The sequence below is a fragment of the Thalassobacillus devorans genome (genome assembly GCF_900176565.1).
Classification (GTDB): Bacteria; Bacillota; Bacilli; order Bacillales; family Halobacillaceae; genus Thalassobacillus; species Thalassobacillus devorans_A.
Window position 1 is genome coordinate 1,735,724 of sequence record NZ_FXEH01000006.1, and the last position, 26,947, is coordinate 1,762,670.

Annotated in this window: 26 protein-coding genes and 3 other annotated features (1 of these 29 only partly in view); of the genes, 3 read left to right on the forward strand and 23 right to left on the reverse strand. The window is 41.9% G+C overall.

Going from position 1 to position 26,947, the window contains the following annotated elements:
• Positions 1 to 8 precede the first annotated feature (8 nt).
• From uvrC to zapA, 12 genes are all read right to left on the reverse strand, one after another.
• On the reverse strand, positions 9 to 1,808 hold the full coding sequence (uvrC, locus tag B9Y67_RS19755; RefSeq protein WP_085509046.1) for an excinuclease ABC subunit UvrC: 1,800 nt from the start codon (positions 1,806 to 1,808) through the stop codon (positions 9 to 11).
• Between the two features lie 757 nt (positions 1,809 to 2,565).
• Positions 2,566 to 2,880 (reverse strand): thioredoxin, encoded by a 315-nt coding sequence (gene trxA / locus B9Y67_RS19765; RefSeq protein WP_062447130.1) that lies wholly within the window; start codon positions 2,878 to 2,880, stop codon positions 2,566 to 2,568.
• 264 nt (positions 2,881 to 3,144) lie between these two features.
• Positions 3,145 to 4,125, reverse strand: coding sequence for an electron transfer flavoprotein subunit alpha/FixB family protein (locus B9Y67_RS19770; protein WP_085509048.1), 981 nt, complete (start codon positions 4,123 to 4,125; stop codon positions 3,145 to 3,147).
• A gap of 31 nt (positions 4,126 to 4,156) precedes the next feature.
• A complete protein-coding gene (locus B9Y67_RS19775) occupies positions 4,157 to 4,930 on the reverse strand; it encodes an electron transfer flavoprotein subunit beta/FixA family protein (RefSeq protein WP_085509049.1) in 774 nt (257 codons plus the stop codon).
• 16 nt (positions 4,931 to 4,946) lie between these two features.
• Positions 4,947 to 5,720 carry an enoyl-CoA hydratase gene (locus tag B9Y67_RS19780; protein WP_085509050.1) on the reverse strand — a complete coding sequence of 258 codons (774 nt, stop codon included), beginning with the start codon at positions 5,718 to 5,720 and terminating at the stop codon, positions 4,947 to 4,949.
• Between the two features lie 17 nt (positions 5,721 to 5,737).
• Positions 5,738 to 6,325, reverse strand: a complete 588-nt coding sequence (locus B9Y67_RS19785) for a TetR/AcrR family transcriptional regulator (RefSeq protein ID WP_085509051.1) — start codon at positions 6,323 to 6,325, stop codon at positions 5,738 to 5,740.
• Positions 6,326 to 6,426: 101 nt separating this feature from the next.
• Complete coding sequence (locus B9Y67_RS19790; protein WP_085509052.1) at positions 6,427 to 8,142, reverse strand: AMP-binding protein; 1,716 nt, start codon at positions 8,140 to 8,142, stop codon at positions 6,427 to 6,429.
• Between the two features lie 239 nt (positions 8,143 to 8,381).
• Positions 8,382 to 8,789 carry a DUF350 domain-containing protein gene (locus B9Y67_RS19795; RefSeq protein ID WP_062447145.1) on the reverse strand — a complete coding sequence of 136 codons (408 nt, stop codon included), beginning with the start codon at positions 8,787 to 8,789 and terminating at the stop codon, positions 8,382 to 8,384.
• 21 nt (positions 8,790 to 8,810) lie between these two features.
• Positions 8,811 to 11,156 carry an endonuclease MutS2 gene (locus tag B9Y67_RS19800; protein ID WP_085509053.1) on the reverse strand — a complete coding sequence of 782 codons (2,346 nt, stop codon included), beginning with the start codon at positions 11,154 to 11,156 and terminating at the stop codon, positions 8,811 to 8,813.
• Positions 11,157 to 11,171: 15 nt separating this feature from the next.
• Positions 11,172 to 12,896, reverse strand: a complete 1,725-nt coding sequence (polX, locus tag B9Y67_RS19805; protein WP_085509054.1) for a DNA polymerase/3'-5' exonuclease PolX — start codon at positions 12,894 to 12,896, stop codon at positions 11,172 to 11,174.
• Between the two features lie 68 nt (positions 12,897 to 12,964).
• The gene (locus B9Y67_RS19810) at positions 12,965 to 13,513 is read right to left on the reverse strand and encodes a CvpA family protein (protein ID WP_085509055.1); all 549 of its coding nucleotides are present in this window, start codon (positions 13,511 to 13,513) and stop codon (positions 12,965 to 12,967) included.
• Entirely contained in the window at positions 13,506 to 13,793 is a 288-nt protein-coding gene (zapA, locus tag B9Y67_RS19815; protein ID WP_085509056.1) for a cell division protein ZapA, read from the reverse strand. Before zapA ends, B9Y67_RS19810 begins: the two co-directional genes overlap by 8 nt.
• Before the next feature lie 165 nt (positions 13,794 to 13,958).
• On the opposite strand from zapA, the gene rnhC reads away from it, so the two are divergent.
• Positions 13,959 to 14,879, forward strand: a complete 921-nt coding sequence (gene rnhC, locus B9Y67_RS19820) for a ribonuclease HIII (protein ID WP_085509057.1) — start codon at positions 13,959 to 13,961, stop codon at positions 14,877 to 14,879.
• A gap of 37 nt (positions 14,880 to 14,916) precedes the next feature.
• On the opposite strand, the gene pheT is transcribed toward rnhC, so the two are convergent.
• The 3 genes from pheT to B9Y67_RS19835 all read right to left on the reverse strand — a co-directional run bounded on the left by pheT (position 14,917) and on the right by B9Y67_RS19835 (position 19,616).
• Entirely contained in the window at positions 14,917 to 17,343 is a 2,427-nt protein-coding gene (gene pheT, locus B9Y67_RS19825) for a phenylalanine--tRNA ligase subunit beta (protein ID WP_085509058.1), read from the reverse strand.
• Positions 17,344 to 17,358: 15 nt separating this feature from the next.
• Positions 17,359 to 18,393 (reverse strand): phenylalanine--tRNA ligase subunit alpha, encoded by a 1,035-nt coding sequence (gene pheS, locus B9Y67_RS19830; protein WP_085509059.1) that lies wholly within the window; start codon positions 18,391 to 18,393, stop codon positions 17,359 to 17,361.
• A 208-nt stretch (positions 18,394 to 18,601) separates the two neighbouring features.
• Positions 18,602 to 18,829, reverse strand: a binding site (T-box leader).
• A gap of 49 nt (positions 18,830 to 18,878) precedes the next feature.
• Positions 18,879 to 19,616 (reverse strand): TrmH family RNA methyltransferase, encoded by a 738-nt coding sequence (locus B9Y67_RS19835; protein ID WP_085509060.1) that lies wholly within the window; start codon positions 19,614 to 19,616, stop codon positions 18,879 to 18,881.
• 98 nt (positions 19,617 to 19,714) lie between these two features.
• Between B9Y67_RS19835 and sspI the strand changes: the two genes are divergently transcribed.
• Complete coding sequence (gene sspI, locus B9Y67_RS19840) at positions 19,715 to 19,927, forward strand: small acid-soluble spore protein SspI (protein WP_085509061.1); 213 nt, start codon at positions 19,715 to 19,717, stop codon at positions 19,925 to 19,927.
• 93 nt (positions 19,928 to 20,020) lie between these two features.
• Here sspI and B9Y67_RS19845 read toward each other — a convergent pair whose 3' ends face one another.
• Together B9Y67_RS19845 and B9Y67_RS19850 are read right to left on the reverse strand one after the other, a co-directional pair.
• Positions 20,021 to 21,106, reverse strand: a complete 1,086-nt coding sequence (locus B9Y67_RS19845; RefSeq protein ID WP_085509062.1) for a M42 family metallopeptidase — start codon at positions 21,104 to 21,106, stop codon at positions 20,021 to 20,023.
• An 82-nt stretch (positions 21,107 to 21,188) separates the two neighbouring features.
• A complete protein-coding gene (locus B9Y67_RS19850) occupies positions 21,189 to 21,671 on the reverse strand; it encodes a dUTP diphosphatase (RefSeq protein WP_085509063.1) in 483 nt (160 codons plus the stop codon).
• 114 nt (positions 21,672 to 21,785) lie between these two features.
• On the opposite strand from B9Y67_RS19850, the gene B9Y67_RS19855 reads away from it, so the two are divergent.
• Positions 21,786 to 22,199: a sigma-w pathway protein ysdB gene (locus B9Y67_RS19855; protein WP_085509064.1), complete on the forward strand. Its 414-nt coding sequence runs from the start codon at positions 21,786 to 21,788 to the stop codon at positions 22,197 to 22,199.
• A gap of 19 nt (positions 22,200 to 22,218) precedes the next feature.
• Here B9Y67_RS19855 and B9Y67_RS19860 read toward each other — a convergent pair whose 3' ends face one another.
• The 6 genes from B9Y67_RS19860 to thrS form a co-directional block, all read right to left on the reverse strand.
• Complete coding sequence (locus tag B9Y67_RS19860) at positions 22,219 to 22,791, reverse strand: TVP38/TMEM64 family protein (RefSeq protein WP_085509065.1); 573 nt, start codon at positions 22,789 to 22,791, stop codon at positions 22,219 to 22,221.
• Between the two features lie 32 nt (positions 22,792 to 22,823).
• A complete protein-coding gene (locus B9Y67_RS19865; RefSeq protein ID WP_085509066.1) occupies positions 22,824 to 23,150 on the reverse strand; it encodes a DUF1294 domain-containing protein in 327 nt (108 codons plus the stop codon).
• Positions 23,151 to 23,182: 32 nt separating this feature from the next.
• The gene (rplT, locus tag B9Y67_RS19870) at positions 23,183 to 23,539 is read right to left on the reverse strand and encodes a 50S ribosomal protein L20 (protein ID WP_062447185.1); all 357 of its coding nucleotides are present in this window, start codon (positions 23,537 to 23,539) and stop codon (positions 23,183 to 23,185) included.
• 40 nt (positions 23,540 to 23,579) lie between these two features.
• Positions 23,580 to 23,777, reverse strand: a complete 198-nt coding sequence (gene rpmI, locus B9Y67_RS19875) for a 50S ribosomal protein L35 (protein WP_028783413.1) — start codon at positions 23,775 to 23,777, stop codon at positions 23,580 to 23,582.
• 35 nt (positions 23,778 to 23,812) lie between these two features.
• On the reverse strand, positions 23,813 to 24,316 hold the full coding sequence (infC, locus tag B9Y67_RS19880; protein WP_062447192.1) for a translation initiation factor IF-3: 504 nt from the start codon (positions 24,314 to 24,316) through the stop codon (positions 23,813 to 23,815).
• A 79-nt stretch (positions 24,317 to 24,395) separates the two neighbouring features.
• Positions 24,396 to 24,523 (reverse strand) — a sequence feature (ribosomal protein L20 leader region).
• A gap of 196 nt (positions 24,524 to 24,719) precedes the next feature.
• A complete protein-coding gene (gene thrS / locus B9Y67_RS19885) occupies positions 24,720 to 26,669 on the reverse strand; it encodes a threonine--tRNA ligase (protein WP_085509067.1) in 1,950 nt (649 codons plus the stop codon).
• 60 nt (positions 26,670 to 26,729) lie between these two features.
• Positions 26,730 to 26,947, reverse strand: a binding site (T-box leader); it runs 4 nt beyond the window's last position.

Here is a 26,947-nt window from a genome sequence, read left to right on the forward strand (position 1 = left end):
GAGCCAGCTTATTCTTCTGCTGGCTCTTCTTGTTGATCCTGGTTCAAATGTTCAATTACTTTTTGGGCTACCGGAAACGGAATCCCCAATTTTGTAATGTCTTCTGGTAAAGCACGGCGAATTTCTTCGATAGATTTAAAATGTCGTAACAATAAACGCCTACGCTTCTGTCCAACGCCTTCAATCCCATCTAACTCCGATTGAATCGCACCTTCCCCCCTAAGCTGCCGGTGGAAAGTGATCGCAAAACGGTGTACTTCCTCCTGTACTCTTTGAATAAGATAAAAAACTTGTGATTTTCTGTCTAACTCTACTACTTGCGGAGGCTCTCCATAAAGTAATTCACTAGTTTTATGCTTATCATCCTTAGCTAAACCACAAAGAGGAATATCCAACCCGAGTTCATTTTCAAGCACATCAATTGCAGCGCTCATTTGTCCTTTAGATCCGTCCACCATAATCAAATCGGGCAGTGGAGCTTCTTCTTTCAAAACTCTCTTATATCTGCGCCGAATCACTTCTCTCATCGTTTCGTAGTCGTCTGGACCTTTGACATCACGAATCTTATATTTACGGTATTCTTTCTTTTGTGGCTTTCCATCTATAAATACCACCATGGCTGAAACTGGATCTGTTCCTTGAATATTGGAATTATCAAATGCTTCAATCCTTCTTGGGGTTTCTATATGAAGTTTCTCACCAAGCTTTTCTACAGCTTTGATTGTACGTTCTTCATCCTGTTCGATTAATGCAAATTTTTCCTTAAGCGCTATGTCTGCATTTTTCATTGCCAGTTCAACCAGCTCTTTTTTCCTTCCTCTCATCGGGATATGGACTTTGGTATCCAAAACTCCTTCCAGTAAGGAGATGTTTGTAGCAACTGGAACCAATATCTGTTTCGGGTAAGGGTGGTTCTGATGAAGATAAAACCGGCCGATATAGGATAAGAAGGTCTCTTCTGCATCATCAAAAAATGGGAACAGGGCAATATCTCTCTCTATTAATTTACCTTGCCGTACAAAGAAGACCTGGACACACATCCAGCCTTTATCATAAGCATAACCAAACACGTCACGATCGACCTGATCATTCAAAGTCATTTTTTGTTGCTCCATGACCGACTCGATATGTTCAATCTGATCACGCAATTCCTTTGCACGCTCAAAGTCCAAGTCCTCTGAAGCCTGATACATTTTTTTCTTTAAATCTTTCTTAATTTCTTTATGCCCGCCACTCAAAAATGAAGTAATGTTCTGGACAATATTTTGATTCGTTTCCTGAGATACCGGATATTCACAGGGCCCTAAACATTGATGCATATGATAATAAAGGCAAACTCTATCAGGCATCGTATTACATTTTCTCAAAGGGTAAAGCCGGTCCAGGAGTTTCTTGGTCTCACGTGCTGCCAGTACGTTGGGATAAGGTCCGAAATACTTTCCTTTATCTTTTTTTATTTTTCTCGTCACAATTAAACGAGGCTGTTTTTCCGCAGTAACTTTCAAATACGGATATGTCTTGTCATCTTTTAGAAGAACATTATATTTAGGATCATATTTTTTAATAAGATTCATTTCCAAGATCAGTGCTTCCATTTCCGATGTGGTGACAATATATTCAAAATCCACGATTTCCTGCACCAGTCGCTGTGTTTTTCCGTCATGCGCGCCTCTGAAATAAGAACGCACGCGATTTTTCAAGACTTTTGATTTACCTACATATATAACGGTATCGTTTTTATCTTTCATTAAATAACAGCCTGGCTGGTCAGGAAGGACAGCTAACTTTTCCTGTATGGTCTGATTCATACTCTATCCCTCCATCTATCGGGTATATTATAAATTTACCATATCCTCCTCAATAGAATACAGTGTCACGATTTTTAATTGGCACTGCTAAACATTGTTAGTGACTTTTCATATAAGGCTTATTCAACAATAGGGCCGAAAAGTCGAAGACTTGATTTCGAGATACCTAGGGTTCTTTACCATAAAAGTATCTGGGGCGGCTGGGAAACTACTCGCTTTCCTGTGGGGAACTGGCGAGCTTCCTCGGGCTGTCGCCCTGTGGGATCTCGCCTAGATCCTTCTCCCACGGGAGTCTCGCAGTTTCCCATCCACCCAATCTGAAAGGTGAGAGAAAAGAACCCTTGTTATAGAGGAGACTGTTTCTACAATCACTGTTACAAGCATGTTTTACAAGTAGTTCTCTCTTATCTTAGGTAGAAGGACTGCATAACGATGTTTCCGTTTTTCCCATAAACGAAAGGAGGGCCGAGAAATTGCGAGACTCCAATGGGAAGATAGTACATGGTGAGATCCCGCAGGGCTTTAGCCCGAGGAAGCTCACCGTACGCCCATGGAAAGCGAGTAATTTCCCGGACCTCCTAACCGTTACTATCGTAACGGAAACAATTTATCTCGAAACTGAGTCTTCAAGAAAAGGGAGCTTTAATGGAATATTAGCTCTGAATTTTTTATAAAAATGCCATATTGTAACTACAAAATGTTGAAACCCATAGTAAAAGCCACGTTACGCTTGTAACGTGGCTTGAGTGTCTTAGGATTATGCGTGTTTTTGAATTAGATCAGTCAATGCTTCTTTTGGCTGGAAGCCGATTACTTGATCGACTACTTTACCATCTTTGAAAAGCAGAAGCGTTGGAATGCTCATAACGCCATATTTACTGGCAGTTTCCTGATTTTCATCAACATCCAACTTAACAATCTTGACTTGATCGCTCATTTCATCGTCGATTTCTTCAAGTACTGGTGCAATCATTTTACAAGGTCCGCACCAAGGAGCCCAAAAATCGACTAGTGCTAAACCATCATTTGTGTGTTCTGTAAAGTTTTGATCAGTTGCAGTTACAATTGCCATTTCAATATTCCTCCTCGAACAATCATTTTAAGCATAAATTGAGTATATCATTTTCCCAATTGAGTAGCTAATACTTTGTTTATACCACATAAACCCTGATCTTATTCATCGTATTAGGATAAGTCCAGCCCTTAAATTCAGTTATAAACTCGAAAAGCCTAATTTATTATTTCGAATATTTGTTGGCGGTTACGGACTCCGGATAAAAGAGTATGCATTATAAAAAGCCGAGGCAGCGTTGTCCCCTGCCCCGGCAATTTTGTGTTACGCATTTACTTTGATTTGTTTGATCTCTTCTATTAATTTCGGTACGACCTCGAATAGATCTCCCACAATACCATAGTCTGCCACATTGAAAATATTAGCTTCTGGATCTTTATTGATAGCCACGATGACTTTCGAGTTGGACATACCAGCCAAGTGCTGAATTGCACCCGAGATACCCGCCGCAATATATAGATCCGGTGTTACCACTTTACCAGTCTGGCCAATTTGAAGGGAGTAATCGCAATATCCTGCATCACAAGCTCCGCGTGATGCACCAACTGCTCCTCCTAATACTTCTGCCAATTCTTCCAGCGGTTCGAATCCTTCTGCGCTCTTAACACCGCGTCCGCCTGCTACGATTACTTTCGATTCTGATAAGTCGACACCCTCCGAACCTTTTCGGATTATATCTTTAATGATCGTCCGAAGATCTGCGATATCCACGTCTTTCGTAGTTACTTCTCCTGTACGTGAATCATCACGATCAAGTGATGCGATATTATTCGGACGAATCGTTGCGAAAACGATTCCGTCTGTAATCATTTTCTTTTCGAAAGCTTTACCAGAGTATATCGGACGTGTGAAGATGATATTCCCACCTTCACTGCTGACTTCTGTTACATCTGAAATTAATCCTGTTTCCAGCTTACTGGCAAGCTTAGGCGTCAAGTCTTTCCCTACTGCTGTGTGGCCCATCACGATACCTTCCGGGCTTTCGTCATCTATTACTGCTTTAATTGCTTGTCCATACCCTTCCGATGTATACGTTTTCAATTTTTCGTCTGAAACAGTAATTACACGGTCTGCTCCATAATAAATCATTTCGTTACCTTGTTCAGCCAAATCGCCCTCACCACATAAAACGCCTACCACTTCACCATCCGGACTAATTTGTTTGGCAGCAGCAATCGCTTCAAATGTTACATTACGTAAAGCGCCCTCACGAGATTCCCCGATCACTAACATTCTTTTACCCATACCGATTCCCCTTTCCCAATAAATACTGAGTTTATAGTACCTTCGCTTCGTTTCTTAATAAGGATACAAGTTCTTTCACTTGATCGTCTATTTCACCTTCAAGGACTTTTCCAGCTTCCTTTTCTGGTGGCAGGAAAATATCCACTGTTTTTGTTTTAGCTTCCACATCATCTTCGTCTAAATCCAGGTCATCCAACTCTAATTCTTCTAACGGTTTTTTCTTAGCCTTCATAATGCCTGGCAATGATGGATAGCGTGGTTCATTCAGCCCCTGCTGACATGTAACAAGTAATGGAAGAGAAGTTTCTACTTTCTCCACATCCCCTTCGACATCCCGTTCAATTTGAACTGTCTCTCCATCGACACTAATAGAAGTGATGGTTGTAACATACGGAATATCCAGACGCTCAGCCAGACGAGGTCCAACCTGTCCACTTGCTTCATCAATGGCTACATTTCCGGCAAGAATGATATCTGCTTCTTTATCTTCAAAGAAGGCTTCCAATATCTTGACGGTAGTATATTGATCCCCATCCTCCAAATCATCTTCTGTGTTGATTAATACTGCTTTATCTGCACCCATTGCAAGTGCTGTACGTAATTGCTTTTCAGATTCCTCTTCTCCAATCGTGACTACAGTGACCTCTCCGCCATGTTCATCACGAAGATTGATTGCTTCCTCCACTGCATATTCATCATACGGGTTGATGATGAACTCTGCACCTTCTTCTTCGATGCGGCCATCGTTGATCGCAATTTTTTCTTCGGTATCAAAAGTACGTTTTAATAGAACATAAATATTCATATAAAAACCTCCTAGTCTATTGATCTTTAAAATTAGGTTTTCTTTTTTCCATGAATGCCTGGATACCTTCTTTGGCGTCCTCTGTACCAAAAGCCACACCAAAGGCTTTCGCTTCAGCCAGTGCACCTTCCTTGAACTGCGGGTTACGTGTATAGGAGACTAATTCCATCACCTGATTGATTGTCGGACCACTCTTTTGAGCAATTGTTCCTGCTAACTTTTCAGCAGCCTGGAACATTTCGTCCTCTTCAAAACTTTTATTTACCAAGCCTGCATGTTCGGCTTCTTCTCCTGATATCGGCTTACTGGACAACATCATTTCATATGCTTTGGATGCTCCTACATAAGCAGGCAGGCGTTGAGTTCCGGCAAACCCTGGGATGATGCCCAGGTTCAATTCAGGCAATCCGAATTTAGCGTCCTTGGCTGCATAGCGAATATGGCAGGCCATGGCAAGCTCAAGCCCACCCCCTAAAGCGGCTCCATGAATGGCTGCAATAATAGGAACATGGAAGTTTTCCACTCGATTGAATAACTCCTGCCCTTTTTGAGAAAGGCTCGTGTAATCGGATTCATTTTGAAGCGAAGTAAATTCTTTTATATCAGCTCCCGCTGAAAAGAATTTACCTTCGCCTTTTAAAAGTACTGCTTTTACAGTCCCATCCTTTTCTATATCATCCAATTTTGCTGATAGTGCTTCCAATAAGGAAGTGGATAACGCATTTGCAGGTGGACTTTGTAATGTAAGCGTTGCTACATGATTTTCTACATGATAGGATATGTTCCCCAATCTACTACCTCCCCTTGCTATGTTCTATATGTCAAGCCTCGGACGATCATATCATGGACCGCCCCGGCCTGTTCAACTAAATCATAGTGCTGTTCTTTCATTACCCAATTGGTTACGGCTTCATCCAGGGTCCCAAAAATCATTTGACGAACCAGACGTTTATCGATATCGTTCCGGAAGATTTCATCCTGGACCCCTTCTTCTATAATTTGATCTATTACAGTCAAATACCTTTTTAAAACTTCATTTATCTTTAACCGTAACTCCTTGTTGGATTGCCTTAACTCCAGCTGGGTGACAATAGCAAGATGATGATCAGCGGTCAGCTGTTCAAAATGTTTTTCAATTAATTTAAGCAGTTTTTCCACTGCTGTTTGCTGGGAATTGGTCTCTTCTTCTATCTTTTGAATAAAGTTTCCCATTTTTTGCTGAAATAAGGAAACTAATATGTCTTCTTTATTTTTAAAGTATAAATAAATGGTACCATCCGCCACCCCTGCCTGCTTCGCAATCTTAGAAACTTGCGAGGAATGGTATCCATTTTCAGCAATTACCTTCACAGCTGCATCAATAATTTGTGTATACTTCGGCTTATTCTTTTTCACTTGTATCTCCTGCCTATCTTTTCTGAAAATGAATGAATGGTCATTCACTTATTATTCTACATCCCCGTTTTCATCCTGTCAATAAAAAGAGGGACAAGCCCTTAAGGTTGTATTGGTTCCTTGCTTCCCGACGTTAGTTTATTTTTTTCCTCTTCAATCAACGTGCGACGTAGAATCTTACCTACAGCTGTCTTTGGTAATTCTTTTCTAAATTCATATACTCTAGGAACTTTATAGGCTGCCATATGTTTTCGACAAAAAGCATCCAATTCCTCCTCTGTTACAGAAGAATCTTCTCGTTTTACAATAAATGCTTTCACCGTTTCTCCTCGATAAGGGTCTGGAACGCCTACCACTACAGCTTCTTGTACAGCTTCATGTTCATATAAAACTTCTTCAACTTCGCGTGGATAAATGTTGAATCCACCTGCAATAATCATATCTTTCTTGCGATCTACCACATAAAAGTAGCCTTCTTCATTCATATATCCAAGGTCGCCAGTGCGGAACCAGCCTTTCTGGTCAAGCACTTGTTCTGTCTCTTCTTTGCGCCCCCAATAACCCTTCATGATTTGAGGGCCCTTTACAACGATTTCGCCGACCTCATCATAATCAGCCTCATCTTCACTTTCTATTCGTAAAATTTTCGCATCCGTGTCCGGCCAAGGTACTCCTATACTGCCATTAATTCGACGATCCCAAACGAAATTAGAGTGAGTGACAGGAGAAGTTTCCGTTAGTCCATATCCTTCCACCAGCTTTCCTCCAGTAATTCGTTCAAAACGCTCCTGCACTTCTATCGGTAACGGTGCTGACCCGCTTATACAGGCTTCAATGGAAGATAGATCATATTTTTTCAAGCTGGGATGGTTCAATAATGCAATATAAATGGTTGGGGCCCCAGGAAATAAGGTAGGTTTCTGTTTATCAATTGTCTTTAAAACTTCCCCCGCGTCAAATTTAGGCAGCAGCACCATTTTTGACCCCATCATTATAGAGAGGTTCATGACAGCAGTCATTCCGTACACATGGAAAAATGGAAGTACACCTAATACAATTTCTGCTCCTTGCTTGCATTTATACAGCCACTTCATTGACATTTGCGTGTTGGCTACCAGATTCATATGAGTCAGCATGACACCTTTAGGATAACCGGTTGTTCCCCCTGTATATTGCAGCAAGGCTAAATCTTCTTCCGGATTAATCTCCACTTGTTGCACTATTCCATCTGAAACGTCCATAATATAATCCCATAAATGGGTATCCTGTGTCTGCTCGGGTTTTACAACCAATTTATATTGTCGTTTTTGTATAAATGGGTAAATCCTGTTTTTTGGAAATGGAAGATAATCTTTTATACCGGTAATGATTACATGCTCCAGATCGGTATTACCTTTTACGTTACTTACTTTTGGATAAAGAATGTCCAAACAAATAATTATTTTCGCCCCTGAATCATTCATCTGGTATTCCAATTCTCTTTCCATATATAAGGGGTTGGTTTGAACTACAATGCCGCCAGCCATTAGAGCGCCATAATAAGCAATTACTGACTGCGGGCTGTTCGGAAGCATGATGGCAATTCTATCCCCTTTTTCTATACCAAGGTTCTGAAGGTATGCAGCGAATTTTTTCGTTTCTTCGAACACCTCCTGGTAGGTTAATTCCTTCCCCATAAAATGAAGCGCTTTCTTTTCCGGGTAACGTTCAGCAGCTTCATTTAAATAGAGAGGCAACGCTTTTTTGTCATACTCCAGGGTAGCGGGAATTTCTTCTGGGTAATGACGATGCCAAGGTCTTTCAAACTTTTGTGTCATCCGAATTCCTCCCTTTATCTAACGCTTACTCTTATTATAACCATTTCTCCTCATGAAATGAATCATTATTTAAAATTTTGAAAATATTACATAGGTTAAAGGTAACAAAAACAGAAAAAAGACAGGACTTAAGTAGCCTGTCTTTTTTTAATTCATCATGGTAAATATGACTCCCACTATGATAAATAATGCTGCCACTACACCCAGCACCTTTGCTAATGTTTCCATCTGCTCGCTCCTTAAATAATGTTAGCCCCGATTACAAAAGAAAGTCCTACGGAAATAACAAGCGAAATAAACCCGACTGCCCGATTGTCCTTTTCTATTTCAACGTCTATTTTAAAATGTGGGGTTAGAAATTCGTAGATGAAGTAGCCAATCAACAGCAATAGAAATCCATATACTCCCCAGCCCATGGTCTGAAGCAAGGAATCATTATGCTCAATGGAATATCGAAAAATATTAGCTATCCCAAAAATCTTACCGCCAGTCGCCATCGCTACAGCCAAGTTACCTTCTTTGATTTCTTTCCAGTTATTATAACGAGTAACAATTTCAAAGACAGCCATGAAAACAACCAGACATAGTATGACAACACTATATCTTGCAGCTGTCTCAATCAATGGATACTCCCAAAAGCTATTCATCTACGATTCCCCCTCGTGTCCTCATGACAGTTCTAACACAGTAACTCCTCCACCACCTTCATTCATTCCCCCCGAGCGATGGGATTTAACAGAAGGGTGACGGTCAGCAAAACTTTTCACACCATTACGAAGTGCCCCGGTGCCTTTACCGTGAATGATAGACACCTGTGGGTAACCAGCCAGTATTGCGTCATCCACATATTTTTCTAAACGGTGGAGCGCTTCTTCATACCTTTCCCCGCGTAGATCCAATTCTGTTTTCACATGATACCCTTTTCCTTTAACGGTGGCCATTGGTTTCTCTTTCAACGGCTGCTCGGATTTGATATATTCTAAATCTTTACGTTTTACTTTTACTTTCATAATACCAACCTGGACCTGGAACTCATTATCGCTTATTACATCAATAATCGTGCCCGTTTGGTTTAAGGACAGTACCTTGACTTCATCTCCAGATTTAAGCTTCCGTTCACCTTTGGAAACCGGCTTTTTCTCTTTTTGTTTTCTATCAGCGAGCTCAGGCCGGGCATCCTCTAAGGTTTTTCGGGCTTCAATCCATTCATGTTCTTTGAAGTCAGCTTGTTGTTTCCTATTTCGTAATTCACTTACTATTTCTTCCGCTTCAGCTCTCGCTCTTTCTACAGCCTTTTCAGCTTTTTGTTCAGCCCGCTGGTATAGCTGCTCACGCTTGTCTTCAAACTGCGTCCACTTCTTCTGCAATTCTTCGTGCAGCTCTTGGGCCTGCTGAAGAACTTTTTCTGCTTCTTCATAATCACGGTCCGCACCCCTTGTAGAAGCTTCAAGGGAAGCAATCATATTCTCGACGCTCTTCGAATCACTTCCTACGTGACCCTTGGCAGTCTCTATCACCTGCTCATCTAATCCCAGACGCCGGGATATTTCAAAGGCATTGCTTCGTCCTGGAACACCAATCAATAATCGGTATGTAGGCTGCAATGTCTGGATATCAAATTCTACAGAAGCATTGATAACTCCTTCACGATTATAGCCGTAGGCTTTTAATTCCGGGTAATGCGTAGTAGCGATAACTCTCGCATTACGTGAGACTACTTCATCTAAAATGGACATCGCAAGAGCTGCCCCTTCCTGGGGATCCGTTCCAGCTCCCAGCTCGTCAAATAACACTAACGTTCTATCATTAACTTGCTTGAGTATATCCACAATATTTGTCATGTGAGATGAAAACGTACTTAAATTCTGTTCGATGGACTGTTCATCACCAATATCAGCAAATACATTTTCAAAGACAGCCATTTCACATCCATCAAGCGCAGGGACTTGCAACCCTGACTGAGCCATCAACGTACACAGACCGACCAATTTTAAGGTGACAGTTTTACCACCAGTATTAGGACCGGTAATTACAATAGAGGTAAACGACTCACCGAGTTCAATGTCGTTCGCTACCACTTCTTCCTTATCAATCAATGGGTGTCTCGCCTGCTTCATTTTTATAACGCCCTGGTCATTCATGGCAGGCATAGCGGCTTTCATTGAATGGCCGAGCTTCGCCCTGGCAAACATAAAGTCGATTTGTTCCAGAAGCTCGACATTTTGATAAAGAAAAGACTCGTCTGCAGCAATCGCTTCTGATAATTCTTTTAGTATCCGATCAATCTCATGCTTCTCCTGGACTTTCGCTTCCTGCAGTTGATTATTGAGGTCCACAATAGCTTGAGGTTCAATAAATAGGGTAGCTCCAGATGCTGATTGATCGTGTACAATCCCCCCTATCGCACCTCGATACTCTTGCTTTACCGGAAGTACATAGCGTTCATTTCGGATAGTCACAATGGCATCGGAAAGCATTTTACTCTTAGATTTTGTATAGTTATCCATTTTGTCCCTTACCCTGCTTTCATACGTTCGGATTCGGGACCTGATGGTGCGCAGTTTCTCCGATGCTCCATCCATGACATGACCATGATCATCAATACAGCCTCTGATGTTCCGTTCCAGTTCACCCAGCGGCTCAATGCCATCTACCAGTTTACGTAAAATTGGGGCTTCCGGTTCTTCCATTTGTTCGATGAACCTTTTTATCTGCTTTCCGCCATAAATGGTAGATGCAACATCCAGGCATTCCAGAGGGCTTAGAACACCGCCGATAATTGTACGCTTGATGCTTGGTTTGATATCAAAAATCCCACCTAGTGGAACACTCCCATGAAGCCGGATTACCTGGGCCGCTTCGTCCGTTTCATTTTGCCATTGCTTAACTTCGTCCAGCTCTGTTGAAGGTTTTAAAGCTAGTGCCCTATTTTTCCCGAGGGAAGATGCAGCATGGGCTGTTAACTGGTCGATAATTTTTTTATATTCCAACACATGAAAAACACGTTGATTCATGATTGATTGACTCCTTTATTTCCTGGCTTTTCCTTGGAAAAGGTTTAGTAAGTCCTCCTTTTTCCAAGTATTGATCACATTTTCCTTACGCAGCCACCCTTTGCGGGCAGCTCCAACACCTATCCTCATATGATCCAGCATGGAATAATTATGCGCGTCGGTGTTGATTGCAATATGCACTCCCGCTTCCTGGGCTTTGATTAACGTTTCCCAATTCAGATCGAGCCGGTTCGGATTGGCATTCAATTCAAGTATAGTGCCGGTCTGCTCCGCCTTTTCTATCAATGTATCTAAATCCACCGAGTATCCTTTTCTTCTGCCTATCAAACGTCCGGTTGGATGGGCAATCATATGAACATACGGATTCTCCATCGCATTTAACAGCCGCGTCATGATTTTATCTTGTGACTGCGTAAAGCTTGAATGGATGGAGGCAATGACAAAATCCATTTCCTGCAAAAAATCATCGTCAAAATCCAGTGAGCCATCCGGAAGGATATCCATTTCGATACCGGCAAAAATATGAAAATCTTTCATCTCTTCATTGATTTTATCAATTTCTTTTCTTTGTTTTCGCAGACGTTCCTCATTAAGGCCGTTGGCGACTCGTAAGTACTTGGAGTGGTCCGTGATGGCAATAAACTCATACCCCGTCTGTTTTGCCTGTTCTGCCATCTCGCGAATCGACTGGGCTCCATCACTCCATGTGCTGTGCATATGAAGGTCGCCTCTTATATCATTAAGTTCGATTAAATTGATTTCTTCTTGTGCTTTTTCAATTTCACCTAAATTTTCACGTACTTCTGGCGGAATCCAATGCAGGCCGAAATGAGCGAAGAATTCTTCTTCTTCTTTAAAAGTTTTTACATCTCCTGTTTCTACATTCTCGATGCCATATTCACTAATTTTCTCATTCTGTTGTTTAGCCAATTGCCGCATGGCCACATTGTGATCCTTTGATCCGGTAAAATGATGGAGGGTAGTCGCGAATTCCTCCGGTTTGACAATCCTAAAGTCTATACTGATATCATATCCTTCATTTACAACAATAGAAACTTTTGTTTCCCCAGAAGCAATCACTTCTTCAATTTCCCGGTATTCTAATAATTCATTACGTGTCGCTTCCGCATGATTGGATACGATAATAAAATCTAAATCTTTAATCGTCTCCCTCATTCTGCGCAGGCTTCCTGCACGGGAGTATTTTTCCACTGTTTTCAACGTATCAAGGAATGCCTCGATTTTTTCTGCCAATGGCAGCATCATGGCTATTGGAAGGCGTTCCGGACGGCTATCCGCTTCTTCAAGTGCCTTTACTATCTTTTCTGCCGATTTTTTCCCAAAGCCCTGTAATTCTTCCACTCGACCATCTTCACAAGCCTTTTTCAGGGAAGCAGCATCGGTTACTCCTAATTCTTGATAGAGTTTAGATAACTTTTTCCCTCCCAGTCCCGGTAAATCCAACAGCGGTACCAAACCACCTGGCACTTCTTCCTGCAACTGCATCAATGTATCAGATTTACCATTTTCTATGAATTCATTAATAACCTCTGCTGTCCCTTTTCCAATTCCTTTCAGCTTCGTAAAGTCATCAATTTCACTTAAGGAACGTTCGTCTTGTTCCAATGCCTGAGCAGCTTTTCTGTAGGCTGATATTTTAAAAGGATTTTCCCCTTTCAGTTCCAGATATATTGCTACTTGTTCCAGTAATTTGATCACTTGTTTTTTATCTACCGCCATGCCATTCACTCCTTGCTATGAATTTTTCCAATCTCGTAAAGAAAAAACTTCTCCATTTAAGAGAAGTTTTATAATAGTGCTGCTACATGCTCAAACCAGAGCGACTTCAGCTGCTGCGAGAACATCGGTGTATGTTCAATTATTGCCTGGGCAATTGTTGCGTTATCTAATGCATTTTGTACTGCTTCAAGCGGGAGCAGTGCGGCAATGGATAGGAGGATAAATAGAATCAAATACGTTTCAATGAATCCCAGAACCGCTCCTAATAAACCATTCAATGTTCGCAATATAGGCAGATCTGCAACAAAGTCCAGCATAGAGGCGATTATTTGTACGATGATCTTCACACCAAAAAAGAGAATCGCAAAAGCGATTGCATTGTAGAAGGCAACTTCTAATGGAAGGCTTTCCAGGAAAATCGCCCATTCGGCACTACTTGGTAAATCAGGATAAGGCACCCAAAGTGTCAGCCGTTCCGCTAAATCATCGTAATACAAAACAGCGACAACAAAAGCGGCTATGAAGCCAATAATATGGAAAAGCTGAAGGATGAAACCGCGGCGTAATCCATTCAGTAAACCAATAATCAACATAATAATCAACAGAATATCAATCATCTTGTTTTCTTTCCTTTTCTTCAATGTTTTTCAATTTCTCATGGAGTTCATTATACGATTCTTTCAAAGCTATGTAATCATTCATCGTATTGACTGCCGTCAGTACCGCAAGTCTGGCAGTATCCAAGGAACGGTTACCCTCCTGGATTTCACGCATCTTCTGATCCACAAGTCCTGCCACCATCTTCACACGGTTTGGTGATTCCTCTCCAACAATCGTATAAGAACGATTATATATCTCAACGGTAGTTCGTGATTTTTTATCTTTTGAATGGGACATAGTATCCCCCCTGACAATAGAATCCTAAAGTTTATCTTAACACGAAGGGGAAAAATAGGGAAACTAAATCTATCGTACTTTGCACGGTTCTGTCTCATTCTGTCGTCTGGTATACTAAGCATAAATATAAGCAGGCTTAATGCTTGAAGAGAGAGGATTATAAAAATGGGTCAAGTTGTACTTACCGTAGCAAAAAAAACTTTAAGTGAAATGAAAGATTATTATAAAGCACAGATCAAACCGGATGTGCCTCCATCCGCCCTATTTGTAGCCAAGACACCAGGAAGCACGATTACAGCTTATCGTTCCGGAAAGGTATTATTCCAAGGTAAAAACCCGGAAGCGGAAGCCGCTAAATGGGGAAGTGCCGAACAACCGGTTAAGAAAAAAGTTAAAAAACATACCTATCATCCGCCACAATCTTTATTTTCCAGTTCTCATATCGGCTCTGATGAAGCAGGAACCGGTGATTACTTTGGTCCGATCACAGTTGCGGCCGCTTATGTAAAAGCAGAACAGGTTGCTCTATTAAAGGAGCTTGGTGTCAAAGATTCCAAGCACCTGACTGATGATAAGATTCGTGTAATTGCAAAGGATATTATCCACTTGGAAATCCCTTATATTTTATTGAAATTGAATAACAAAAAATATAACCAGTTACAGTCAAAAGGCTGGAGTCAGGGAAAAATGAAAACCATGCTCCATCATCACGCATTGGAAAAACTTTTGGAGAAAATCAAGCCCGAGCATCCAGACGGGATTCTAGTCGACCAATTTTCAGAACCTGATGTCTATAAACGCCACCTGGCATCCGAAGGGAATAAGTTGCAGGAAAATGTATACTTCATGACCAAAGCAGAGAGTTATTCGATTGCCGTCGCCACGGCATCCATTCTTGCCAGAGCCAGTTTTGTGAAGGCAATGGAAGATATCGAGGCGGATGTCGGTCTAACCATCCCAAAAGGAGCATCCCTGCAAGTGGATAGGGCTGCTGCTGCCGTTATTAAAAAGTATGGCAAAGCTAAGTTGGATGATATAGCAAAAATTCATTTTGCCACCACTCAAAAAGCTTATAAATACTTATAAGAAAGAGCTTGCCGTGATTTCGGCAAGCTCTTTTTTATCAGCCTCTTAATTCTGCCTGGTGTTTTTCTTTCACTGCTGTAAGAATTTTTTCGTGAGCCTCTTCCACTTCCTTGTCTTTCAGCGTGCGATTTGGATCCATATATAACAGATTAAAGGCGATGGATTTTTTACCTTCTTCCAAATGTTCACCCTGGTAGACATCAAAAATGCGGACGTCTTTCACTAATGGAGCACCTGCATGCAAGATGGTTTCCGCAATTTCACCCGCTGCAGACTGTTCCTCTACTACCAATGCAATATCCCTGCTGATGGAAGGGTATTTAGGTATAGCCTGAAATGCCTCTTCTTTTTGATAATGAGCGAATAACTCTTCTGCATTTAAATCAAATACATAGGTGTCCTTCAAATCCAGGTCGTTTTGCAGCTTGGGATGGACTTGACCAATAAAGCCGATTACCTTTTCACCAAGATAAACTTCAGCTGTGCGTCCCGGATGCATATCCGGGAGTTTAGCCTGTTTGTAAGTCAGCTTAAGGTCAAGCAAATCAGCCATCCCTTCTACTAACCCTTTGACAACAAAGAAATCTACGGCTTTTTTTTCTTGCTGCCATGGGTGTACAAGCCAATTACCAGTAAGGGCTCCTGATAACCGCAGCTGCTCTTTTGGCTGCACGGTCACCTGTTCTTCTTCACTGATAAATACAGTCCCTAGTTCATAATAAGCAAGGTCGGTTTGTTTTCTTGCCACATTATAAGATAAGGAAGCAAGTAATTCCGGTAATATGCTCAGCCGAAGATGACTATGCTCTTCGCTCATTGGCATCGCTAAGGAAACAGGGGCTGCCGCTTGTTTCTTAACCTCACGACTGACCAGTTGACTTACTCGCTCAGCATTTGTTAACGAGTAAGTGATTGTTTCATCCAGCCCTGCACCCTGAAGGTAGTTTTTTACTTTTCGTTTCAATTGCTGGTGTAATGTAAGTCCACCCGCCTGAGACGCACCACCCGGCAACGTATACGGAAGATTATCATAACCATAGATTCTTGCTACTTCTTCCAGCATGTCTTCAAAAAGTTCCACGTCCCCTCTGCGAGTTGGAACAGTTACCGTAAACATTTCTCCCTTCTGCTCATAACCGAACTGAAGACGGCGGAGAATATCGGCAATTTCCTCATCAGGTATAGAGGTACCCAATCGCTCATTGATATGAGAAGAAGTAATTTCTACCTTTTTAGGTTCCCTGGCCAATTGATCGAATTCTACAACGCCATCTAACACTTTTCCGTTCGCATATTTTTCCAGCAATTCGCACGCTTTCATCCCGGCACGAACAACCCGGTTCGGGTCCACGCCTTTTTCAAAACGCGTACTGGCTTCACTTCGGAGTCCGTGGTCTTTAGAGGCGGTACGTACGGCTACTGGCTGGAAGTATGCTGCTTCTAATAAAATATTAGATGTACCCTCGTGTACTTCGGAATCAGCACCACCCATGACACCGGCAATCGCTGTCGGCTGCTTGCCATTAGTAATCACCAGATGGTCCGGTTTTAAGTTGCGCTTTTGCTCATCCAGAGTGGTGATCGTTTCATTTTCTTTCGCTCGTCTCACGACCACTTCGTCTGTTCCGAAACGGTCCAAATCAAACGCATGGAGTGGCTGGCCATATTCCAGCAATACGTAGTTCGTGATATCAACCACGTTATTAATTGGGCGCACCCCTGCGGCAATCAAACGATTCCGCATCCATAATGGTGATGGCCCTATTTTGACCTCCTTGACTATAAATGCTCCATAATAAGGATTCAAATCGGGATCTTCCACATGGACAGAGATATAGTCAGATGCTTTTTCCTGCACAGGATGAAGGATTTCCTCCTGAGGGGTGAACGGCTGATCTAATATCGCCGCCACTTCATAAGCGACTCCAAGCATGCTCAAGCAATCAGCACGATTAGGTGTCAGACCCAATTCAATAATGATATCATCCAAGTTCAACAGTTCGATCGCATTCTCTCCGACTTCCACTTCATCCTGGAAAACAAAAATTCCGTCGACAAACTCTTTTGGTACGTCTTTTTCATCTACTCCAAGCTCCTGAAGAGAGCAAATCATTCCATTGGACTCTACTCCCCTCAGCTTCGCTTTTTTAATTTTGAAATTCCCAGGTAACACAGCACCCGGTTTTGCCACTGCGACTTTTTGATCGGCAGCAATATTCGGTGCTCCACATATAATCTGCAGCGTTTCTTCCCCTACATCGACCTGACATAAATTGAGCTTATCTGCATTTGGATGCTGTTCACAGGAAAGTACATGGCCGACCACCACATCATTCAGCTTCTCCGCTATCGGTTCGACACTTTCTACTTCTATGCCTGTTTTCGTAATCAGCTCAGCTAATTCTTCCGGTGTCTGATCTTCAATATCCACATATTGTTTCAACCAATTCAAAGATACTAGCATTGTTTGGACTCTCCCTTACACTTTATGGTATTGTTTCAAGAATCGAATATCGTTTGTATAGAAATGACGGATATCATCGACACCATATTTCAACATAGCAATACGCTCCGGCCCCATGCCAAAAGCAAACCCTGAGTAGACTTCCGGGTCATACCCTGCCGTCTCCAACACATTTGGATGTACCATCCCTGCGCCTAAGATCTCAATCCAGCCAGTGCCTTTACATACCGAGCAGCCTTCCCCGCCACACATTTTACACGAAATATCCATTTCTACCGATGGCTCTGTAAACGGGAAAAAGCTTGGTCGAAGGCGTATATCTCGTTCTGAACCAAACATCTGCTTAGCAAAAGCATTAAGAACGCCTTTCAAATCGCTCATCTTAATATTTTCATCCACCACAAGCCCCTCTACCTGAGTGAATTGATGGGAATGGGTGGCGTCATCCGTATCACGGCGATAAACTTTACCAGGACATATCATTCGTACCGCTTCGTGCCCGTCTTTCTGCTTCATCGTCCGAGCCTGAACAGGTGAGGTGTGGGTACGTAAAAGCAGTTCTTCTGTAATATAAAAAGAATCCTGCATATCCCTGGCCGGATGTCCTTTAGGAAGGTTGAGAGCTTCAAAATTAAAATAATCTGTTTCGACTTCCGGTCCCTCTTTGATTTCAAATCCCATCCCAATGAATAAATCTTCAATTTCCTCGATAATGCTCGTCAGTAGATGTGGTCCTCCCACATGTACAGGACGGCCTGGCAAGGTGACATCAATACTCTCTTCTTCCAGTTGCTTTTCCAATGCTTCTTCTTCTAATTTATCTTGCTTCGTTTGAATAGCACTGGCAATGCTTTCTCTTACATCGTTTGCCAATTGGCCGATTACTGGACGTTCTTCTTTGGACAATTTGCCCATACCCCGAAGCACTTCTGTAATTGGCCCTTTTTTTCCTAAATAAGCTACTCGAATATCTTGCAAAGCTTTTAAATCCTCTGCGTACTTCACTTTCTCTAATGCTTCTGATTGCAATTCCTGCAAACGATCTTTCATTTCGATACTCCTCCTTTTTTACATTAGAAAACCCTGCATATCGCAATGCCTTTATGGCAAAATCCTAAGTGTTTCTTCTACTTAAATTCGTTAGTAAAATTGACCTTTCAAACATGTAACAACCTGACGATCACTATGTTCCTGTAACGAATGAATCCTTTACTTTTTTCAACAGGAGTTAAGCAACATAAAAAAGTCTCCTCCCTAGTAAAGGGACGAGACTATATGGCCGTTTCGCGGTACCACCCTTGTTGACATACGTATGGTATGCCCACTTCATTACGGATAACGGATTGACATCCGGGACATCTTTTAATCAGATGCCAGCTCCAGAGTGAAAGTTCAATAATCACCACGATAGAAGTGCTTGCAGTCTGTGGCACTTCTTCCCTGTATCGATGTTATGATTATCTACTGGCTCCTTCAATGCTATTCGCTCTATAACTATTCATTTATTATAGAAAATCATGGGCTTTCTTGCAAGCCTATATTTTCATATGGTACATGAGTATCCCGGCAGCTACTGCCACATTCAAGGATTCTGCCTGTCCATATATCGGAATATAGACTTTTTCATCAGCAAGCCCTAACAAATCTTCCTGGATCCCTGCCCCTTCATTTCCGACAATAAGCGCACCTTTATCAGCTATGCTTATCTTCTGGTAGGGTTGAGCATCTTCCAGGGCAGAAGCCCAAACAGTTATTCCCTGTTGCTGCAGTTGAGGGACCCATTCTTTGAGGTCACCAGAAAACAGTGGCAGGTGGAATAGGGAACCTTGGGTAGCTCTGATGACCTTATCATTATAAGGATCGACAGAACCTTTACCGATTATAACCCCATTAAAACCAGCGGCATCAGCGGTTCTTATCAAGGTGCCAAGATTTCCTGGATCCTGGACAGCATCAATTAGCAGGACATGGCGGAAAGCTTCAGGACTAAATTGCTTCATTTCTACAACCGCTGCTATTCCCTGGGGTGTTTCCGTATCCGCCAGTGCCGCGAAAACCTCCTTCGAAACCTGCGTGATTCGTTCATGGACCGTCCAATGGGGAGCTTCCATATTTTCCTGCACGATCACTTCCTGGATTGCCCAATCACTTTTCACAGCTTCTTCAACTAAATGAAAACCCTCTACCAGGAAAGTTTGGGACTTTTCTCTTTCACGCCTTTTTTTTAATTTAATCCATTGTTTGACACGTGTATTTTGTAAGGATGTCAGCATTTTTTTACCTCTTTTTCTTAGCTTCTTTGCTTATCATACATATTATTGGGAAGGAAGGTCAAACTAACCAAAGAAAAAGTTAAAAAGGAGTGTCAGTCATGGATTTAAACTTAAGGGAAGCCATACTTTCTAATATCGCTGGAAATAATAGGGAGCAATTGGAAGCTACCATTGTAGATGCTATCCAAAAAGGGGAAGAAAAGATGCTTCCTGGTCTTGGAGTTTTATTTGAACTTATCTGGCAGGAATCAAGCGAAAGTGAAAAAGAAGAAATGCTTGAAGCATTAGAACAAAGTGTGAACCAGCAATAAATTTATACAAAAACCTGGCTAATCACTAAGTTAAGCTTTTTTAAAGGACAAGAAAAGAGCTCTGCCCCTGCAATAGGGACAGAGCTCTTTCTATTAATTGAACGTAATTTCTTTCACGGTATCTGCATCGAGTTTCTTGATGACTTCTACGATTAATTTGACTGCATTCTCAAAGTCATCACGGTGAAGCATGGCTGCATGAGAATGGATATAACGGGTCGCAATGGTAATAGACAACGCAGGCACCCCGTTAGCAGTCAAATGAATAGCACCGGAATCTGTCCCCCCGCCAGCAATGGCATCAAACTGATAAGGAATTTCTTTTTCATCAGCAGTATCTGTTACTAGATCGCGAAGCCCTTTGTGGGAAACCATGGAGGCATCATAAAGAATAATCTGAGGCCCTTCTCCCATTTTACTGGAGGCATCCTTATCTGATACGCCTGGGGTGTCTCCAGCAATACCGACATCTACACCAAATGCTATATCAGGATTGATAGCATGAGCAGAAGTACGGGCACCACGTAAGCCGACCTCTTCCTGTACGGTCCCAACACCATAAACGGTATTTGGATGTTTTTCGTTTTTCAGTTGCTTTAATACCTCAATCGCAATCGCACAACCGATCCGGTTGTCCCAAGCTTTAGCAAGCAGCATTTTTTCATTTTTCATCTGGGTGAACTCAAAGTAAGGTACAACAGAATCCCCTGGGCGCACACCAAATTCCTTTGCTTCGTCTTTACTGGAAGCACCAATATCGATGAACATATCTTTGATTTCCACCGGCTTCTTGCGAGCTTCCGGAGGCAGGATGTGAGGTGGTTTAGATCCGATCACTCCGGTAACCGTGCCTTCTCGTGTGACGATCGTTACTCGCTGAGCCAGCATAACCTGGCTCCACCAGCCGCCAACAGTTTGAAAATAAACAAAACCATTATCGTCTATTCGGGTTACCATGAAGCCGACTTCATCCAAATGACCGGCTACCATTACTTTTGGACCGTTTGTATCCCCAGATTTCTTTGCGATCAAGCTGCCTAAATTATCCGTATATACCTCATCCGCATAAGGTGTAATGTATTTCTTCATTACATCTCTTGCTTCTTTTTCATGACCGGGAATGGACTTGGCATCGGTCAAGTCCTTCAGCATGGTCAGTGTTTCATCTGTTTTTGCCATATGTAATTGCCCCCTCTATAAAGTTTGACTATTTTATTATAGCGTTTTTATTCAAAATTAACAAAAAATAAAAAAAACGCTTTCAGTACCCTTTATCCTGCCTTTGATGATTTTGCTGATTCTTTTCATGGTATGCCGTTTTAATTTTCATTTCAGTGAAACCTAGAGCCGCTCCCAGGGATAAAAAGCTGGAGAACATCTCCTGATAGTGTTCTTTTACCGGACTAGCTTTAAATTTTAAGATCTTCTCATAGACCTGGTGAAATCCTTTAGTTACTTCAACCCCGGTGTTACTCGGCTTGTCCGCGTAACGGAAACCTTTTTCTAATCCAAGGGAAAGAATGAAATGGAGGCCATCTACGTATTCCTCCAGGATAACATCTTCAGAACTCGGGGGTTTTTGACTCCAGAACTTGAAAGATCTTGTTTCATTCGCCAGTTCACCCAGCTCTACCAGAAGGGCTAGCACCTTGTCCTCAAACAAATCAGCTTCTTCCAGTTGATTGTTTTCCTCAATATAGCGATCCAAACGTAATTGTGTCTCAAACAACTCTTCCCAATTCATACTAAATTCATCCTTTATTTAAATTTGTACAATTAAATGTAACATTTCATGAAACTTTTGGGTATCTGTATTCGTAAACCAAGTAATCAATTCCTAACTCAGGAGGAAGTCCTTATGATTGTCATTCTATTTCGACTGCTAATATTGCTTGCAATCATATTCATTTTTTACACCTTCTACTCTTATATTAAGAGCCCGGGAAGGAAGCTTAAACTTGCTAAAGAAAGTAAAACGTTCTACTTTTATGATGATCCTGATAATAGCAAACAAAACTTCCTGATAACCTATAAAGGCGTCCTGTTTGAGGGAGAAAAATATTTAGGTACAACAGAAAGTGCTTTTGAGGTCGTCAATATCAATGTTTCGACCAGGCAGCCAGACCAATTGATGGGTATTGAACGGGACGATATTTATTTTCTTGAAAAAGAAATACTGATTCGGTATCCATATGCCACTATCGAATGGAAGTACCCACTCAATCGTCTTTTCATTCATTCTCCAAAAAAGGAAAGCGACCATCCTTCTTAGGATGATCGCTTTCTTTAGTTTATCCATTCGGCTGAAAGAATTCATTCAATGTTAATGAGTATTGTTTTTTGCGGATTAAGTAAGTTAAACCTGCCAGTAAAAAAAGGAAAATAACCATTAACGGGAAGGATATTCTGGTAAGCCATTGACCCACGGTTGTGTAAACAAAGGCAAGGGGAATATTTGATAAGAAGGAGGCCTTTATATAATCTTTAAAGTCGACACAGATTTCAATCAAACAGAGGGATAACAGATGAAAATGAATGAATGGCACTAAACGCAAGACGGCTACCTGACTTACTGTTAATGTGTTCTGTTTTTTTATCACTTTACTTTTCAGCCGCTGCAATCGCTTCAAAAGGCTAGGTACGTTTTGGATAAGCTGATAAAAGACGGTGCTGGATAAAGTAATACCAACTACAGAATACACAGTACCTGCGACGGCACCGAACAATATTCCTCCGGAAATGCAAATCAAGACTACGGGCAAAAAAAGCAATGGGCGAAGCAAATGGAATAATATAAATAAGATCGGGGCGTACCAGCCACTCACCTGCATGAGTTCTATAAATCCAAGCGCAAACTGTTCCATGTATATCCCCCCTATCCTATACTATGACAAGATTAGGGCGTATATAACTTCAGGACAAGGTATCCGACAAGGATTGCCTGCAGCAATACTAAAAAAGGAAAACCATACAGGAAAGAAGGATGCTTAGTTTTGTGTCGAAAATGACGCATCCCCAAACTTCCTCCCAACGCTCCCCCTAATATAGCAAACCCCCATAGTTGCTTTTCCGGTATTCGCTGCTTTCGTTTTCGTGCTCGACTTTTATCGACACCCATCAAACTATATAGGATCCCATTGATGGCAGTCAAATAAATAAGAAGATATGTAAAAACATCCACTAACCCTCCACACTCCTTCTGTTCGATAATGAAAAAGGCCATTTCCGGCGTACGGAAATGGCCTCAGACATAACTTATTTTAGTGCTGATTTTGCTTTTTCAGCAAGGCTTGCAAAACCTTTTTCATCAGTAACAGCAAGATCAGCAAGAATCTTACGGTTTACTTCGATTCCTGCAAGCTTAAGGCCGTGCATCATACGGCTGTATGAAATGTCGTTCATACGAGCTGCAGCATTGATACGAGCGATCCATAGCTTACGGAAGTCGCGCTTTTTCTGACGACGGTCACGGTAAGCATATTGACCTGACTTCATCACTTGCTGTTTTGCAGTTTTGAATAATGCATGTTTTGAACCATAATAACCTTTTGCTAATTTAAGGACACGTTTACGACGTTGGCGTGTCACTGTTCCACCTTTTACACGTGGCATGATAAATCCCTCCTATTTTGGATCATATATCTTAGTTGTCTTATTTTTTTGGCAGCATTTGAGCGATACGCTTCAAGTCGCCCTTAGATACAAGGGTGGCTTTACGCAATTTACGCTTCTGTTTTGTAGACTTGTTCGCGAACAAGTGGCTTGTGAACGCATGAGAGCGTTTCACCTTTCCACTACCTGTCTTTTTAAATCGTTTTTGAGAACCTTTATGGGTTTTCATTTTTGGCATGAGTAGTTCCTCCTTCTGCTTAGTTCAATCTGTGCTTACTTTTCAGCCAATGGCGCCAGCATCAAGAACATGCTGCGGCCTTCCATCTTCGGCTTCGTCTCAACTTGTGCAACGTCCTTGCACTCTTCCGCCATACGCTCAAGAACTTTTTGCCCAAGTTCTTTATGCGTAATTGCACGTCCACGGAAACGGACAGAAGCTTTCACTTTATCGCCTTTTTCGAGGAATTTACGAGCATTGCGCAGTTTTGTATTGAAGTCATGCTCTTCAATTCCAGGGCTTAAGCGGACTTCTTTCACCTTGATGGTAGTCTGCTTTTTACGAGCTTCTTTTTCTTTCTTCTGCTGTTCGAAACGGTATTTACCGTAATCCATGATGCGGCAGACCGGTGGTTTTGCGTTTGGAGCTACCAATACTAAGTCAAGATTGGCGTTTTGAGCGATCTCAAGTGCTTCTTGACGAGATTTAACTCCTAATTGGTCACCGTTGTTATCAATGAGACGTACTTCACGTGCTCTGATTTTCTCATTAACGTTCATGTTATCTTTGCTAATAACCAGCCACCTCCAAATAATTTTAGGAAAATATAAAGATCTGTCATCGACAAGTGATTTTAAAGCAATAAAAAAAGTGTCGGCACATCACAATGCACCCACACGTATCCCATTCGACTTCAAAAGGATTAGTGACCTGCCAACTGCTTGATGCGTCGATCAGGTGAGAAGCGGGTGCTTCTACTTGTCTCAGATCCGTTCTTTTATTGTTCACCTAAAATATAATATCACGGTATGGTGAACATGTCAAACATCCACCAATTAACCATCAGACTGACTATATAAGAATATCGAAAACCATCCCAGAAATCAACAATATAATAAAAAAAGTACGAGCATGAAACTATTTTATGTTCCACACCCGTACCAGTTTTGTAATTATAACCGATTACTTTTTAGTCAGGATTTTCTGCTCGATTTCGTTTGTGATTTCTGACTTGAATATATCCAATGGCTTAGTCTCAGAATTCTTTTCTCCATAACGACGGACATTAACAGAATTGTGTTCGATTTCTTTATCTCCGATAACAAGTGCGAATGGTACTTTTTGGATTTGGGCTTCGCGGATTTTATAACCGATTTTTTCGTCACGTTCGTCCACTTCGACTCGAATGCCCGCTTCACGCAGTTCATCTTCAAGCTTCTTAGCATGATCCAAGTGAGCATCTGCTGATACTGGAATAATTTTTGCCTGGACAGGAGCAAGCCAAGTAGGGAACGCGCCCTTATACTCTTCAATCAGAAATGCGACAAAACGTTCCATAGTCGATACGACACCGCGGTGAATAACAACTGGGCGGTGGTCTTTACCATCTTCACCAACATAAGTCAGATCAAACCGCTCTGGCAAGTGGAAGTCCAACTGTACAGTAGAGAGTGTTTCATCTTTTCCAAGTGCTGTTTTGACTTGGACATCAAGTTTCGGGCCATAGAATGCAGCTTCTCCTTCTGCCTCTACATACTCTACCCCAAGATCTTCCATAGTCTCCTTCAACATGGCCTGGGCTTTGTTCCACATTTCATCATTGTCGACATATTTCTCTTTATCCTCCGGGTCACGGTAAGACAAACGGAAATAATAATCATTGATACCAAAGTCTTCATAAACGGCCTGAACGAGTCGGACAACCCGTATGAATTCGTCTTTCAACTGGTCTGGGCGACTGAAGATATGAGCATCATTTAAAGTCATCGCACGGACTCTCTGTAAACCGGCTAATGCACCGGACATTTCATGGCGATGCATAGTTCCTAATTCTGCGATGCGAACAGGCAAGTTACGATAGCTGTGCAATTGATTTTTATATACCATCATATGATGGGGACAGTTCATCGGGCGAAGTACCAGGTCTTCGTTATCCATTTCCATGACCGGAAACATATCATCTTTATAATGATCCCAGTGCCCGCTTGTTTTATATAAATCGACACTCCCTAATACCGGAGTATAGACATGGTCATAACCAAGACGTTCCTCTAAATCAACAATATAACGTTCAATGGTACGGCGAATAGTTGCTCCTTTCGGCAGCCATAACGGCAGCCCTTGGCCGACTTTTTGATTGACAGTAAAAATCTCCAGTTCTTTACCCAGTTTACGGTGGTCGCGTTCCTTCGCTTCCTGAAGAAGACGAAGGTACTCATCCAGTTGCCCTTGTTTTTCAAAAGCCGTACCATAAATACGCTGCAGCATTTTATTGTTGCTGTCACCACGCCAGTAGGCCCCTGAAATGCTGAGTAGTTTGAAGATCTTGATTTTGCTTGTCTGCGGCACGTGTACACCACGGCACAGATCGAAAAATTCTCCTTGTTTATAAATTGTAATCGGTTGACCTTCAGGAATATCCTCGATCAGTTCAATCTTAAGATCATCCCCGATATCCCGATACATTTCTTTCGCTTTTTCCCGGCTCACTTCTAACCGTTCGATTTCCAGGTTTTCATCGACTATCTTTTTCATTTCCTTTTCGATTTTAGGAAGGTCTTCCGGCGTCAAGGATTCTTCCATATCGATATCATAGTAAAAGCCACTTTCAATAACAGGTCCGACCCCCAGTTTTACATTCCCGTATAACCGTTTTAAGGCCTGGGCCATGAGATGAGCTGTAGAGTGCCGAAGAACCTCCAGCCCTTCCGGGTTTTTATATGTGATGATTTCGACAGCTCCATCCTGTTCTATTGGCCTGCGTAAATCATACATCTCCCCATTAAGCTTAATGGCAAGTGCTTGTTTCTTCAGGCCGGGCGAAATATCTCCTGCTATATCTTCCCCTGTCGTTCCTTTAGAAAAACCTTTGACATTGCCGTCCGGGAAAGTGATTTGAATTTGTTCAGACATGACCTTTCACTCCTATCTTTTTTGTATAAATAAAAAACGCCCATCCCTCTGCCCAATTGGCAAAGGGACGAGCGTTGACTCGCGGTTCCACCCTAATTCCCGCAAAATTTATGCGGCTCATTGACATCTTTAACGCAGACCATACGCTTTCTGCTACTGCACTGTTCACAGAAAGGGTTCAGAGGTGGTGAACAGAAGCTCGTATGCAGGAAGCTTTCAGCCGGCGGCTTCCCTCTCTTTCGCATCGATGACTTTCGTCCGTGTCCTCATCGTTACCT